12 protein-coding genes are annotated in these 15,974 nt (G+C 44.9%); all 12 read left to right on the forward strand.

The window, feature by feature from the left end:
* Nucleotides 1–178: 178 nt before the first annotated feature.
* A complete protein-coding gene (locus A8708_RS23185; protein WP_068667685.1) occupies nucleotides 179–1,102 on the forward strand; it encodes an ABC transporter permease in 924 nt (307 codons plus the stop codon).
* A 30-nt stretch (nucleotides 1,103–1,132) separates the two neighbouring features.
* On the forward strand, nucleotides 1,133–2,023 hold the full coding sequence (locus A8708_RS23190; RefSeq protein ID WP_068667686.1) for a carbohydrate ABC transporter permease: 891 nt from the start codon (nucleotides 1,133–1,135) through the stop codon (nucleotides 2,021–2,023).
* A gap of 123 nt (nucleotides 2,024–2,146) precedes the next feature.
* Nucleotides 2,147–3,763: an extracellular solute-binding protein gene (locus tag A8708_RS23195; RefSeq protein ID WP_068667687.1), complete on the forward strand. Its 1,617-nt coding sequence runs from the start codon at nucleotides 2,147–2,149 to the stop codon at nucleotides 3,761–3,763.
* Between the two features lie 77 nt (nucleotides 3,764–3,840).
* Nucleotides 3,841–5,880, forward strand: coding sequence for an alpha-galactosidase (locus A8708_RS23200; protein WP_068667688.1), 2,040 nt, complete (start codon nucleotides 3,841–3,843; stop codon nucleotides 5,878–5,880).
* A gap of 216 nt (nucleotides 5,881–6,096) precedes the next feature.
* Nucleotides 6,097–7,281: an alpha/beta hydrolase family protein gene (locus A8708_RS23205; RefSeq protein WP_068667689.1), complete on the forward strand. Its 1,185-nt coding sequence runs from the start codon at nucleotides 6,097–6,099 to the stop codon at nucleotides 7,279–7,281.
* 118 nt (nucleotides 7,282–7,399) lie between these two features.
* Nucleotides 7,400–8,962: a type 2 periplasmic-binding domain-containing protein gene (locus A8708_RS23210; protein ID WP_068667690.1), complete on the forward strand. Its 1,563-nt coding sequence runs from the start codon at nucleotides 7,400–7,402 to the stop codon at nucleotides 8,960–8,962.
* Nucleotides 8,963–9,047: 85 nt separating this feature from the next.
* Nucleotides 9,048–10,289, forward strand: a complete 1,242-nt coding sequence (locus tag A8708_RS36570) for a glycoside hydrolase N-terminal domain-containing protein (RefSeq protein WP_068667691.1) — start codon at nucleotides 9,048–9,050, stop codon at nucleotides 10,287–10,289.
* Entirely contained in the window at nucleotides 10,178–11,215 is a 1,038-nt protein-coding gene (locus tag A8708_RS36575; protein ID WP_420848601.1) for a glycosyl hydrolase family 95 catalytic domain-containing protein, read from the forward strand. The genes A8708_RS36570 and A8708_RS36575 overlap by 112 nt, the downstream gene beginning before the upstream one ends.
* A gap of 3 nt (nucleotides 11,216–11,218) precedes the next feature.
* Nucleotides 11,219–12,235 carry a response regulator gene (locus tag A8708_RS23225; RefSeq protein WP_068667693.1) on the forward strand — a complete coding sequence of 339 codons (1,017 nt, stop codon included), beginning with the start codon at nucleotides 11,219–11,221 and terminating at the stop codon, nucleotides 12,233–12,235.
* Nucleotides 12,232–14,031: a sensor histidine kinase gene (locus A8708_RS23230; RefSeq protein ID WP_068667694.1), complete on the forward strand. Its 1,800-nt coding sequence runs from the start codon at nucleotides 12,232–12,234 to the stop codon at nucleotides 14,029–14,031. The genes A8708_RS23225 and A8708_RS23230 overlap by 4 nt, the downstream gene beginning before the upstream one ends.
* A gap of 14 nt (nucleotides 14,032–14,045) precedes the next feature.
* Nucleotides 14,046–15,002, forward strand: a complete 957-nt coding sequence (locus A8708_RS23235) for an ABC transporter permease (protein ID WP_068667695.1) — start codon at nucleotides 14,046–14,048, stop codon at nucleotides 15,000–15,002.
* A 67-nt stretch (nucleotides 15,003–15,069) separates the two neighbouring features.
* The gene (locus A8708_RS23240) at nucleotides 15,070–15,897 is read left to right on the forward strand and encodes a carbohydrate ABC transporter permease (protein WP_068667730.1); all 828 of its coding nucleotides are present in this window, start codon (nucleotides 15,070–15,072) and stop codon (nucleotides 15,895–15,897) included.
* The last annotated feature ends 77 nt before the right edge of the window (nucleotides 15,898–15,974 follow it).

The raw sequence follows: 15,974 nt of genomic DNA on the forward strand, positions 1-15,974 counted from the left end.
AACGTATAGCTCAAATAAACAATGACTTCGCAAAAGGATCGTTCTTTTGGAATATGTTTCTGAAGAAACTTGTATAGAATTTCCTTTTGCCCATTCCTATAATGAGAATATACAAAACGATTATGGTTGTGACGGAGTGGCACACGCCGCCGCAGCCTGGAAAAGGCGGGTTATTCATATGGAAGCGCAACTTAAAAGGATGAAGGGGCAAAAGTATTTGTACCTCATGATCTTGCCGGCCTTCATCTCTACCATCTTATTTTCATATGGTCCAATGTTCGGCCTGTACATGGCATTTATTAATTACTCGCCCGGCGGAGGTTCTTTTTTTCACCAGTTTTTTACGAGCAAGTTTGTTGGTTTCGAGTGGTTTCGGTACTTCTTCACAAGCGGTGATTTTTATATCATCATGCGCAATACGCTTGCACAAAGCATCTTATCGCTGTTGGTTGGATTTCCGGCACCGATTCTATTGGCTCTTATGATCAATGAGGTAAAAACTGGTGTCTTCAGAAAATTGGTACAAACGGTATCGTATTTACCTCATTTTATATCATGGGTAATCGCTGCAAACATTATCATAACGCTGCTATCTTCGCAAGGGCTAATTAACAAGTTGTTAATGCTAATGAACATCACGGAACAACCGATACAATTTTTCCAAAATGGCCATTATTTCTGGGGGATTATCGCCGTATCTAATATGTGGAAGGATATGGGGTTTAACGCAATCATGTATTTGGCCGCCATATCCGCTATCAATCCCGAACAATATGAAGCAGCGAGAGTTGATGGTGCTAACCGCTTACGCCAAATGTTTCATGTCACACTTCCGTCTCTGCGTCCCACGATTGTCATTCTGGCCATTTTATCCATAGGAGGTATCTTGAACGCAGGGTTCGATCAGCAGTATTTGTTGCAAAACAACACCATATTGAAATATTCAGACGTTATCGATACGTATACGTACAGATATGGGCTGCAGAATGGCATGTTTTCGTATGGAGCTGCGGTAGGGTTGTTCAAATCGGTAATTGCTTTCATCCTAGTGGTCAGCGTCAACACGTTCTCCAAGCGAATGAATCAGCAATCACTGTTTTAATACGATTTAAATAGGAAAAGGTGGGTTTGAATGAGAAGAAAATCGAGTGGTGATATTGCCTTCACCGGGTTCGTTTATGCATTCCTCTTTCTGGTGTTCATTGCAACGTTTTATCCCTTTTGGAACATATTAGTGCTGTCACTGAATAGTGCGGAAGACACGATAAGGGGCGGTGTTTATTTCTGGCCGAGAGTGTTTTCCTTAACAAGTTATGTGCAAATTTTAGGCGATCAAGAGATTATTAATGGGGTCAAAGTGACGCTAGCGCGCACACTGGTCGGCACACCTCTCGCTGTGCTGGTCATCAGTCTACTTTCCTATCCGCTCAGCAAACGTGATTTGGTCGGTGGGAAATTCATCACTCTTTTCTTCATCTTCACGATGTACTTTGGCGGGGGGTTAATCCCCTACTATATGATCTTAAAGAGTCTGCATCTAATAGATACCTTTTGGGTGTACATTGCACCAGGTCTGATGAATGTATTTTTTATGATTCTCGTTCGCACATTTATTCAACAGCTTCCTGGAGAATTAGATGAATCCGCGAAAATGGACGGCGCGAACGATCTGCAAATTTTCGTCAAGATCGTGTTGCCATTGACGACTCCGGTACTTGCTACGATCGGGTTGTTTACGGCGATTGGCCATTGGAATTCTTGGTTTGATTCTTACGTGTTCACCTACAAGCCGGAGCTGAAGACACTGCAAGCTGTTCTTGTGAAAATTTTGAATCAATATCAGACCTCCTCTATGGTGTCGGATGCGCAGCAAATGGCAGATTCAGCAAAACGCCTCGCTGTATCGTCGGATTCGATCCGTATGGCTGCAACGATCGTCGCAACGTTACCTATTGTCATCGTCTATCCGTTCTTGCAAAAGTATTTCGTCAAAGGCATGACCGTGGGAGCAGTTAAGGCCTAACCCAACGTGTTCACTCATGAAAGGCGGTGGTTGGGAACCCAATCCACACGGGATAGGACGATACCCTAATAATTAAAGTAATCAGATGTATCTAATTCAATTAGTCAAGGGGGATTTTATTCCATGTTCAAAACCAAGAAGTCGTTCCATGTGCTGCTTTCAACGCTCCTTATGGGTTCAGTCATCGCGGGTTGTTCTACAAAGGAAAACACAGCCTCTACAAGCGATAAGCCAGCTGCTGCAACGGATAACAAAGCAAACGATACGACACCGATTAAAATGACATTCTTTGATAAAAATACGGGAGATGCATTCACGAACGATGTTGCGAAGGAAATTACGAAACGGACGGGTGTTACGATCGAAATTCAGCAGCCAACGGGTAATCCTTCGGAAAAGCTGAATCTAATGCTCGCCAGCAGCGATCTGCCGGATCTTGTACTCATGGACCGTGGAGATATTGTAAGTAAGTACATTGCTGCAGGGGCAATTATTCCCCTGAATGATCTCATTGCGAAATATGGTTCCAACGTGCAGAAAATGTATGGGGATACGTTAAAACAGACGCGGTTTACCGACGGGAAAAACTATTATCTGTCGAACTGGTACGGACCGGAGAATGAGCCTGTATTCGGTATTAGTATGCGCAAGGATTGGCTTAAGCAGATTGCTCCGGACAAAGCTGAAGGCGGCAAAGCGTTCACGGCAGATGAGTTCGAAGCGCTGCTGAAGGATTTTAAAACAAAGCTTGGCAAAGTGGACGGTAAAGACGTATTCCCGATGAGTTTCAACGGTGAAAACATGGGCGCTGTACTCGGAACATTTAAAGGCATGTGGGGAATGAGAACGTACTTCGAAGAAAATGGAAGCTTGAAGTATGATGTGAAAGACCCTAAATATAAGGAAATGCTTATGTACTTGAATAAACTGTACCGCGAAGGATTGATTGATCCGGAATGGCCAGTCAACAAGAAGCAAACGTGGGAGCAAAAGATTTCTAACGGACTCGTGTTTGCATCGCCAGGCGCTTATTGGGATTTCGGTACGCCAAACGGTGTGCTTAAGAAAGCAGGCGGACCTGAAAAACAGCTGTATCCGTATAAACTTGTAGGACCTGGCGTCGATCCTGCAAAAACGACATTAGGACCTAAAAGTTCGCTAGGTTGGGATGCGATAGCGATCACAAAAACGAATAAGAACCCAGAAAGAACGATGAAACTTATTGACTTCCTTGCTAGTGAAGAAGGTCAATACCTTCTCATGTGGGGGATAGAGGGTGTGCACTGGGATAAGAAGGACGGTAAGCATACACCGCGTCCAGAGGTTCTTCAAGGATTTAAAGATGATTGGGACAACTATGCGAAAAAAACAGGCATTCGCAAATGGACTTGGTTCGTAAAAAACGGTAAAGGCTCCGATGGTACACCGTTTGATTTGCCAGGACGTTACCAACGTAACGAGATCGACCAGATGGCACTGAAGAACTTGTCCGACACGGTGTGGGAAACAGCTCCTTATGATAATCTCGGGCCTGCCGGCGGCACCCCGGATGCGCTCGTCAGTCAGAAAATTTCAGATATCATGAGCCAAACAATTACGAAAGTGATCATCTCCAAGACTGAAGCGGATGCCTCAGCATTGTTCGATAAAATGCTTGCCGATATGAAGGCAGCAGGTGATGAGAAAGTAGAGAAGATCATGACCGACAACTACAAGAAACGTATGGATCTCTGGAAGTAAGAGAGGATGCAAATTAGGAAGCCGATGCACTGTTCGGCTTCCTTCTTTATGAAATAAGCATGAGGGAGAGAATCTTGATGATATCCAATACAATTATCTTTCAAGAACTGAATGGGCAAGTGGTTGTAGATAATGGGTTGTGCCGAATAATCGTCGATTTGGCAAGCGGACTAACCGAATTTGAATGGAATTCCGGAAGCCGCTTGAGCAGCGCATACAGTGCAGCCCGGTTCAAAGAACAATACGTTGTCTCGACCGAGTATTCAGCGCACAAACTAGCCGTAAGCGACACCCACATGATCCATGATGATTTCGGCACAGGCTGCCGCTTCTCTGTGGTTCATTCAGCTGAATCTCTTCCGATTATGAAGCAGACGTTCTGGCTCTATGAAGAAGCGCCCCATTTTTTCGTTCAAGTCGAGTTGGAGAGTAAATCGGAGGCTTTGGAGACGAACTATTTGTCTCCATTAACGGTGAATCCAGCCAGCGGATCATCAGCGATTTATTTGGACGGAGAGGTACATGAACTACGTGCTTTGTTGATCCCTTTCGATAATGACAAGTGGGTACGTTACCAATCAATGGCTATGCCGAATAAATTGGAAAGCTACGAAGTAACGGCTATTTTTGAACCAGTATCGAGAAAAGGGTTAGTTCTTGGCTCTGTTACACATGATACTTGGAAAACCGGTCTGCAAGTGGTCGGATGTGAAGGAGCTGCTGTACATCAGCTGGAGGTATACGGAGGTGCGGCAGGGGAGTACACACGCGATTCCTTGCCTCATGGTTCGCTGATCGGCCATACAGTTGTTTCACCGCGAATCTTTGTGGGCATGTATGAAGATTACAGAACTGGACTGGAGGAATACGGGAAAGCGAATGCTGTAATCGTGCCACCACTTCAATGGGAGCACGGTGTTCCCTTCGGGTGGAATAGCTGGTCAGCGGCAGGTGGTGAGCTCGACTACGAGCTTTATACCCATACGTCGGATTTCTTAAAAAGTTTGTACGATGGCGGTTTCCATCATCAGGGTACGGTCTATATCAACTTCGATTCCTTCTGGACGAACTTATCGCAGGAGCAGCTCCAAGACGCGGTGCGCCATGTTCGTGACAATGGACAAAAACCCGGCATTTATTGGACACCTTTTGCTTTCTGGGGGAAAGATTTCGATGGGGTTGTGGAAGGCACCGATGGCAAGTATACGTACCGAGATCTTCTGCTGCGCGATGAACGGGGACACATTCTACCCGAGTTGGATGGCGGGCTTGCAATTGATCCTACCCACCCTGGCAATTTGATGCGGACGGAATGGCACCTTGAACGTTTTGTCAGGTGGGGCTTTGAATACATTAAACTCGACTTTCTAGGACACGGTGCTTTGGAAGGCATGCACTTCGATAAAGGAATTCGTACAGGACTACAAGCGTACAATCTGGGTATGGCGTTGATCAAGACTAGGCTTGATCCTAAGGTTATTGGGCGTCCATTCTTTATAAATCTGTCCATTGCGCCGATGTTTCCACATCAATACGCGCATAGCAGGCGCATGTCATGCGATGCTTTTGGTACACTCGAAGATACGGCGTATATGTTGAATTCACTCACATATGGTTGGTGGATGAATGGCACCCTATTTCCTTTCAACGATCCTGACCATACCGTGCTTTACAAGAGCTTCAATCAGGCATCGACGATGCTATCAGAAGGCAGGAGTCGTTTAAACGCTTCGCTTATTGCCGGGACGGTTCTTCTCATGGGAGATGATTTCCGACATGAGGAAGCGAGAACGAGGGCAGGGGACTGGTTGAGCCGTCCGGAGCTGCTTACGATTGCCAAGACAGGAAAAAGTTTTGTTCCGGTTGAAGGAAATACAGATGCTGGTTCTGACCATGTGTTTTACCAAATGACAGATAAGAATTGTTGGATAGCCGTGTTTAACTTTAATAAAGATGAAACGGTTGAGAAACGTATATCGATTGAGCGCTTGGGTTTACCTGGAAATACAACGTATTGGCTGCATGATCTTTGGGAGGAAACCGTCCTTCAGTCAAAAGGGGATATAAGCGTGCGCTTGAAACCGGCAGAGTCGAAGATTTTTAAGTTGGTTCAGTAGCGGATAGAGCTGCATCATTAGCAAAGATAATATATGGAAAGCCAGGCAAGGCTGTATCTCTCGTAGATGTTTTACCGAGAGATACAGTCTTTTTACGTAATTTCAAGGTATTTTCCAAAATGATTTGTTGGAAGGTCTTCGCTTTTTTGAGATTCAGTACTATAATTTCAATAAAGTTAGTTGGAAGTATTTTACTTTGGAAGGAGAAACACAGACATGAGTTATCAGAACGTCAGTAATCCGCCATCTCTCCCATGGGACCTTGCTGCCCTCTATCAGGTGCCGATTCAAGTTTCCATGCCCGAAATGGAAGAGGACAAGATTAAAGCCATCATGTATGAAGCACTGCCGTACCAAAGAAAGCAGACACGCGTATTCGCATATTACGGGATACCCGATACACCAACAGGGACCAAGGTACCAGGCGTAGTTCTCGTACATGGAGGCGGGGGTACTGCATTCAAAGAATGGGTACAGCTTTGGAACGACCGGGGATACGCCGCTATCGCCATGGATCTGGAAGGACACCTTCCATTATCCAAGGATGAGGAAGGTGTAAGGCCAGTCCACGCATGGAGCGGACCCTCTCGGCAAGGCGAATTTGCCGATTATGAAAGCCCGGTGGAGGATCAGTGGATGTTCCATGCCGTTGCCAACGTGATTCTTGCCCATTCGATCCTGCGTTCCTTCGAAAGCGTAGCAACGGATGGAATCGGTTTGCATGGGATATCATGGGGAGGAATCGTGACCGGTATTGTTGCAGGTGTGGATGAACGATTCTCTTTTGCTATTCCCGTCTATGGGTGCGGTTATTTATTCGAATCGAGCAATAAGTATGGGGAGAGCTTCCAGCAAATGCCGCTTTCTTATGCTCAGAAGATAAAGCAACTGTGGGACCCTTCAGCATATTTCGATCGTATTAAGATTCCCATGCTATGGGTGAATTGGAGCCATGATCCTCATTTTCCGCTTCACTTATTTAGCAAATCGTATCAAGCATCTCGTAATGGCAACATGAAGTCCAGCCTTAGCATTCATTTCGGACTAAGACACTCGCATGCAGCGGGATGGAAACCTGCTGAGATATATGCCTTTGCGGATCACATAACGAAGGGCGGGCGCGCACTGCCACAAATTCTACGAGAAGAAGTGACCGTGAGAGAAGTAGTAGTCGTATTTAGGTCAGAGATTCCCATTGTGAAGGCAGAGCTGCGATATGCGACAGAGAAATCAGACTGGTTTGAGATGGAATGGCTTACGAAGGAAGCACACATCGCATGTGGTCCCAATGAAATTCGCGCATATCTTGAGGAAAATACGTCTGCGTATTTTATTCAAATTACAGATGAACGCGGTTACATCGTGAGTACTCCTGTGCATATCTTTACACACCTCAACTAACCATTTTCAAAACAAACACAAGTTAAGTGTAAAAAAATACATGTCCTTCGGTTATTTGGAAGATTAAGATGGGAATAACCAAGTGAAACTTGAGAAATTTTGAAAAAGAGGTGGGCATGTGAAACCAATATGGGGTAAAGTAGGGCTCGGTGTCTTGGCGATTAGCGTTATTTCAGGATGCAGTAGTGAGGTTACACAGAAGAGCAGTGAAGAGACTGCAAAGGTTAATGAGAAGTTGAAATTCTCCATGTCAATAACAACATCTGGGAATAAATACGCCGAGAAATCAGCAGATGTCAATAAAGAAAAGTGGGTGATGAAGCTCGAAGAATTGACCAAAGCGGACTTAGACCTTCGCATGATTCCACTCAAAGATTTTGATTCCAAAATGTCCTTGATGTTTTCATCTAATGATATTCCTGATGTCGTCCAGAATGTTGGAGGTGCCACCACAAAAGGCATGTCCGGTTCTGTGGAAGCCGGTGTGTTCATGCCGCTTGATGATCTATTGAAACAATATGCACCGAATATTATGAAAGCGGTACCGAAAGAGGCGTGGCAGGAAACGAGCTTCAATGGGAAAATATACGGCATACCCTCTTGGCTATCCAATCCATCCAGGCGTGCGACATTCATTCGAGCTGATCTGTTAGCCCAAACGGGTTTAGCGGCGCCGAAAACGGTTGATGAATTCTTGAATGTCATGCGAGCTTTTAAAAAGATTGGGGTTGAAAATCCCTACCAACTACGTGAGAACTTCAAATATGCGGATACCATACTGGGAGCTTATGATGTCTTACCGTCCCAATTCGAAGTACAGGGAGACCAAGTGGTCCCCAAATTTTTTGATGTAGACAATATGTCGAAAGCGCTTCAAGCGTACAAAGCCATGTTCGATGAAGGATTAATACCGAAGGATTTTGCCTCTATTTCCTCTACGGACTATGGCAAAAACATTGATGCCGGAAAAGTCGGGATGTGGTCCGCCAACGCGGCGGGACTATCCAATTATCGCAATAAAGTGAAAACGGCCGTTCCGACTGCTCAAATTGACATTATTTCATCGCCGCGCGGACCTGAGAATTGGGGAGGCCACATGCTGTATTCAAGTATTAACACATCCTACTACTTGAATAGTAAGGTATCGAAGGAGAAAGCGATTAAAATCATTCAATTCTTTGAATGGATGACGACACCGGAAGCTGAAAAATATTTCTCATTCGGTATTGAAGGCGAAACGTACACGATGGAGAATGGCAAAGTGAAGTTTACGCCGCCAACCAAACCAGAAGAGATCGATGAGGATGGATTCCGAAGCATGTTCTGGTTCGTCCATGACGCGAAATACAATAAGGCAAGAGAAGAGTTGACGCCCGAAGGTCGAGATATGATTCAATATTTAGATACGGTTGTCTCCAAAGAAGGTCTAGGATCAGTTCGTTTTGTACCGGGGCTTGAAACCTTCTCCAGATATCCAGATTTGGCGCCAATCGGAGATGATGTCGGTCCTAAACAGATCATTGACCATATGATCAAAATGATTTATGGCAAAGAGCCGATTTCAGACTGGCCGAAAGTCATAGAAGAATACAAGAGCAAAGGCGGAAACGAGATTCTTAAAGAAGCTAACGAGCGTTATAAAAAGGGTTCAGGTGTGATCGTTTCAAGCAATCGAAAATAGCTGCCAAAATGATGGAAAGTATTTGTTTGGTCTTCCGAGCAAGTGCTTTTTCGTTCTTAATGCCCAAAGACAAGGAGGATACATCATGAACGCGAAACATCTCATCTCAATGAACTATCCGGCTTCCTGGTGGCGTTCATTATGGCGGGAAGCACTGCCTTCCGGTAACGGTAAGATTGGAGCGGCTGTCTATGGAGGGGTTCATGAAGAGACAGTTCTGCTGAATCATGAGGACCTGTGGTGGGGTGGTGTAACGATGCCGCTGCCGGATGTTTGTGAACGGTTAGCTGAGACAAGACGCTTACTAAATGAAGGTCAGGCTCATGAGGCAGACAAATTATTGTCAAATTCGCTAAAAGATCTCGGTTACCAACCCAAACTAGCTTCCCCTCTGCCACTTGGAGATCTTAAGATATTCATGCCCACGCGACGAGCATTTCGCTCGTATAAACGAACCTTGCAAATGGAGAGCGGAGAAGTGTCCGTTAGTTGGACAGATGGGGATACCCGTTATAAGCGAAGATTGTTCGTATCTCGAACAGCGGATGCCGTCGTTATGGATATTCGCAAATGGGGGCCGCATTCGATTGAAGCAAGGTTACGCATGCAGCTTCATGATAAACGAGATTATCGGAAGTCAGGCATTGTGTTCCCCGAAGGAGAAGAAATGAAATCAGAGGGTGACACCCTATATTATGCCGCTCAACATCCGGACGGGGGTGATTTCGGAGGGGTAGCCCGCGTCATCCATCAGGGAGGACGCCTAGATTATCGTCAGGAAGGTATAACTGTTAAGAACGCGGAGTCAGTGTTGGTGGTAATCAAGCTATTTACTGGGGGAAATAGACAAGAGGAATGGCGCAGATTGGATGAAGAGCTGAACGAGCTTCCAATGTGCTATGATACCTTGCTTTCAGCGCATGTGCTTGAACATGGCCGCTTGTTTCACGCGATGGAGTTTGACATTGAAGCCTTAGGAAGGGAACTCTCCAACGAAGAGTTGCTGATGCAAGCTTATCAAGGAGAAACACCAGATGCACTTATTGAGAAAATGTGGGCGTATGGACGATATTTGCTCATTTCTAGCTCACGTGCGGAAGGGCAACCCTGTCATTTATATGGTTTATGGTTTGGCGATTATGATGCTGTTTGGGCCACATTATTCATTGGACCGGTGGAGCGGGATGGGTCAGCCAACATTATTATGATTATTACCTGCATACGGGAGATTTGGTATTTTTGCGAGAGAGGGCACTTCCGTTTATGCGGGAGGCGGCTTTGTTCTATGAAGACTTTTTTACGATGGATGATGATGGACACTGGATGAGTTCCCCTTCCAATTCACCGGAAAATACACCGGGAAATTATTGGAAGGGCCCTGGCAGCTCAATGGGAACCACGATGAATGCGACGATGGACTTTGCCATTGCCAAGGAACTTCTGACACACCTCATCGAAGGGGCGCAGCTAACTGGGATGTATCTGGAAGACATTTCGACCTGGCGGCAAATGCTTGAACGAATCCCACCATACCAGCTAACAGAGGATGGCGCCGTTAGAGAATGGATGCATCCTTATTTTGAGGAAAATGATCATCACCGCCATGAATCGCATGTATACCCTGTATTTCCGGGAACAGAGGTGACGCGCGAGAGCGATCCTATTCTTTACAAAGCTTTCGTTACATCTATTGAGAAACGCTTAGGATTGGGACTGAAAGAACAATCGGGCTGGTCACTGGCGCATATGGCGAACAATTATGCACGAATGGGTCAAGGCGATTCAGCACTCGAATGTTTGGAAACATTAGCCCGATCCTGCGTCATGAACAATCTAATTACCCTGCATAATGACTGGCGCGGTATGGGAATTGGTGTTGACATGGATTGGGCACCCGTACAGCTCGATGCCAATATGGGATGGACTTCAGCGATTCAGGAGATGCTGCTCTTCTCGATTCCCGGTGAGCTTCATATTTTGCCTGCGCTGCCTGTTCGTTGGAGAAAAGGAAAAGCGGGTCCATTGCTTGCGCGTGGTGGAGTCGAGTGCACCTTAGAGTGGGACGTTTCGAAGCAGCGGCTCGATATCATGCTTCGCTCAACCAATGGATGCAAACCAATAGATCTAGTATTGCCTGAAGCGGCTGAGGGACTAAGAGACAGCTCGGACCCATTTGAATTGAAGCTGAGGCAAGTAGCGGTCTCGGAAGCTCCACTTCATTTATCAGTCATACTTAAGCGTGTGGAGGCATGAAGGATGAAAGTACTGATTGTGGATGATGAACCGATAATTCGCAGCGGGATGATGAAAATGGTACAACAATATACGCAACCGTTTCAAACGATTGAGACAGCGAATAACGGACTCGAGGCAATCGATCGGTTTAGCCAATTTGAGCCGGACCTACTCATTACGGATATCCGTATGCCCAAAATGGACGGATTGGAGCTTTGTCGAATCCTGCATACTAGTCATCCTAATTTACTAAAGATTGTCATTTCCGGCTATAACGATTTTGAGTATGCACAGAAGTGTTTGTCTTACGGGGTTAAGCACTATTTGTTGAAACCAGTTACACCGCCTGATTTACACGATATATTCGATCAGATTCTCAAGCTGCATGCGCAAAGCTGCCTATCGATTTCAAAATATGTAGCGTGGATTGAACGTATAAAAGGGAGCGTTTGGTCGCTGCAGATGGATGAAATGTCTCGACTCCTGGCGGAGTGGCGAGAAAGCTGCAGCTTGTTAACTATCAATCAAATAAAACATCTATTGGATGAAGTATTGCATCTTTTGGATAACTATTTTCAAGAAAAGAAACAATTTAACATGCCAGGTTTGCAAGAACCGTTAAGTGCTGCTACAAGAGAGGATCTATATATCCTGTTTGAGTGTCGCATGAGAGCGTTGATGAAGGAACTGCAATGTTCACGACAAGGAAATTACAAGGATCCGATGGAAGAAGCGAAGGTCTACATCGATACGCGATTATCTGTGGAGGTCACGCTAGCGGAGGTAGCGGATTTGATCGGAATTTCTCCCTCCTATTTCAGTACGTTGTTTAGAAAGATGACGGGCGAAACGTTTGTTAGCTATCGGATGAATAAAAGGATGGAGAAAGCGAGGGACTTGTTGTCCATCCCACATAAACGAACGTTTGATATTGCCATTGAAGTTGGCTATGAAGATTATCCGCATTTTACAAAAACGTTTAAGAAGATTTATGGCGTGTCTCCGTCGGAATACCGTAGCTCCATGGGGATTAAATGAGAAATTTCAATTTATATCAAAAGTTGTTTCTATCCTACCTCGTCGTTATTCTAATTTCGTTAACCAGTGTTGGTTACTTTTCGTATATAGCCTCTTCGCGTGAGTTGGAACACATTGTTGAGAAACAGTTAACACAAGTCGTAGGTAATGCGGTGTATCATACGGACTATTATATTCGCGCCTATGAGCGCGCAATGGTGTCTCTCCTCAGCAATAATGATGTCAAACGATTCATTGATTTACCAGAAGGGGAGATTGGATATCCGTATTACGAACTTCGTAAACTGGTTAAAGAAGTTGGCATCGAACCTATTTTTATAAGAAATCCAGAAATTACTGACATCTTTTTGATGAATTTCAATGGTAACGCCATGTATGTTTACAACGGGATTAACGCGGGTTCGTTTACGAAGGAGCAAGTAAAAGAGCAGCTAGACTATTTCCGAAATAATACGACGACGGATGGGAGTTTGGTCGTACTTAATCATAGTATTTTACCGGAGCAAACCAATCAGACACTGACACTGGTTCGCCGTATTCGCGGACTTTCTTCGACTGAACTTAAGGGTGTTCTCGCCATTGAGTTGAGAGCCTCGGAGCTTTCTGAGTTATGGAAGGGTATTGATTTAGAGAGCGACGGTTATTTCTTTATTACCGATGGCAATGGGAACTATGTCTACCATCCGAATGCTGCGCAGATCGGCAAAGGGATGCAGGAAGCGATTCATCAACAGGTTGTCGAAGCTGGAGCTCATGCATTTACCTCTACGATTGATGGGAAATCACGCATGTTTATGAGTCGACGCTCCCAATATGGCAATTGGCGGCTTGTCGTATCCATGTCCGTAGATGAATTGCATAAACCAACAGACACGATACGTACGACAACGCTTATCGTTGGTGGTTTTACACTCATTCTCGCCCTATGGCTTGCCATCAGGTTCGGCAAGTCGATCACGGGCCCGATACGCAAACTAAAAAGTGCGATGCGTGAAACTGAGAAAGGAAACTGGGTCATGCTGCCGCTTCCCAATCACCGTGATGAAATTGTAGAGCTAATTAATCGCTATAATCTGATGGTCAGTCGACTAGCAGAGCTTGTTGATGAAGTCTATCAGGCCGAGTTAAGGGATCAGGAAAATCGAATTGAACGTCAGAAAGCTGAGTTACAATCGCTGCAGCTTCAAATTAATCCTCACTTTTTGTATAACACGTTAGAAACGATTGTTTGCTATGCGGTTATTAAGGATAGTAAGGAAATCTATGAGATCGTGAAGGCAATGGCCTATATGCTTCGCTATTCTGTACAAACCCATTTGGAAGAAATCACGGTAGCTAATGAACTTAAACATGTCCTGCACTACTTACTCGTGATGAAACATCGAATCGGACGAGAGTTTGATATGGAAGTGGACATTGATCCGGCGTATTTGCTGCGTCATATGGTGCGGTTAACACTTCAACCGTTAGTAGAAAATACGTTTCAGCATGCTTTTGCGGACGGAGTGGAGGACCACCATTATATACGTGTTCACGCGGGTGAAGACGATGCGCTTTTTTGGATCAGCGTAGAGGATAACGGAGTAGGGATTGAAGAAGTGAGGCTGCGAGAATTGCGCGAAAAGCTTAGTGAAAACCGGCTTGCTGAGAGCGGGCGGACGAAAGGGATCGGTGGTATTGGTATCGTTAACGTGCACCGTCGCATTCAGATGGTGTTCGGCGAGCAGTATGGGTTGCAGATCGTCAGCGAGATAGGCCAAGGAACGAAGATTATGATGTTGATGCCAAAAAAATGAAAGGAGCTAATCGAATGGCTTCGAAAACGGACATCTCTGGCGAAAAACAGTTCCAGTTTGCGAATGCGCGAGCTCAGCGGGCATTTGTTCAGAAATATTGGCCTTTGTATGTGCTTTCCATTCCAGGACTCTTGTATTTTGCCTTGTTTAAGTATATCCCTTTGTTCGGTTCCTCCATTGCTTTTCAAAATTATAATATTTTCAAGGGTGTATCCGGCAGCCCTTGGGTAGGTATGGCACATTTCAAACGATTGTTTACGTATCCAGAGTTTCTGATCATTCTGAAAAATACGCTGTTAATCGGCATGTATGACCTGATATTTGCCTTTCCAGTACCTATCATTCTTGCATTATTGCTGAATGAAATTCGGTTCAATGGATATAAGCGGTTAGTGCAAACCGTCATCTACATGCCGCACTTTCTGTCATGGGTCATTGTCGGTGGGATTATTATTGGGTTGTTGTCTCCGACAACGGGGATTGTAAATCAAGTGATGGGTTGGTTTCATATCGAGTCCATTTATTTTATGGGCGAGAGCAGTTATATCCGCTCTATTCTAATAGGATCTGGGATATGGAAAGACAGCGGATGGGGAACCATTATATATCTTGCTGCCATTGCAGGCATTAACCCAGATTTATATGAAGCGGCAGAGATCGATGGAGCGGGTAGGTTTCGTCAGGTGATGTCGATTACCTTACCTTCCATTCTCCCTACGATCACCATTCTACTGCTTCTCCAAATCGGACATTTTATGGATTTCGGTTTTGAACGAGTGTATTTATTTTTGAACCCTCTGAATAGCGAAAACGGAGAAATTTTGGATACCTATGTGTACAGATCTGGTCTGATTGACCGACAATATAGCTTCACCACCGCGATTGGACTTTTTAAGTCTTTTGTTGGTTTAGCATTGATCATGATCGGTAATACCCTGAGTAAAAAAACGTCGGGAGAGAGCCTATACTAACATTCGTCAAAAGGAGGTCAGGTATGTGATTTCTACAACTAGTCAGCGAGCTTTTCAGGTAGTTAACATGATGTTACTGTTGATGATTGGACTTACGATGCTGCTTCCACTTCTTCATGTGATCGCTCAATCCTTCAGCGACGCTGTTGCAATCAATAACAGACAGGTCAGTCTGTGGCCGGTGGGATTCACACTTGAGAATTATCATATGATATTGAAGGATTCCACGATCTGGATGGCATTCCGGAATAGTGTGACAATAACGATACTCGGAACGTTGATTAACTTAGCCGCTACATCAAGTTTAGCGTATCCGCTATCCCGTTCAGAATACGTATTTCGGAAACCTGCCTTGGTGTTTGTTTTGATAACCATGATATTCCATGCACCTCTGATTCCGAATTATCTGCTCTTGAAAAATCTGCATATGCTGAATACACTCTGGGTGTTAATGATTCCATCCGCAATCAGCGCTTTTAATCTATTCGTTATGCGCTCTTTTTTTATCCATCTTCCAATTGAGCTGTTGGATTCTGCCCGTATTGATGGATGTGGCGAGATGCGGATGATATGGAAGGTCGTACTGCCACTGTCCAAACCGGTCATGGCAACAATGGGGATTATGTATGCGGTATCGAATTGGAATATGTATTCACAAGCCCTCTATTATATTGATAAACGCTCGCTGATTACGCTCCAAGTGCGGTTACGCGAGATTGTTATTACAGATAATATGGGATCATCGGATACAACCTCAGACTTGATGCTCTTGGTCTCACCCGAGGGATTGAAAATGGCTGTTATCGTCGTTGCTACATTACCAATTCTGTTGGTGTATCCGTTCTTGCAAAAGCATTTCATGAAGGGAATGATGGTTGGGTCTATTAAATCGTAGGTTGAGCTGGGGATGGGATATAGTAAAATAAGGAATAGGATCGTAAGAAAACATAATACACGGAGGTGACGGAGAGA

It is taken from the genome of Paenibacillus oryzisoli (assembly GCF_001653565.1).
Lineage (GTDB): Bacteria > Bacillota > Bacilli > Paenibacillales > NBRC-103111 > Paenibacillus_E > Paenibacillus_E oryzisoli.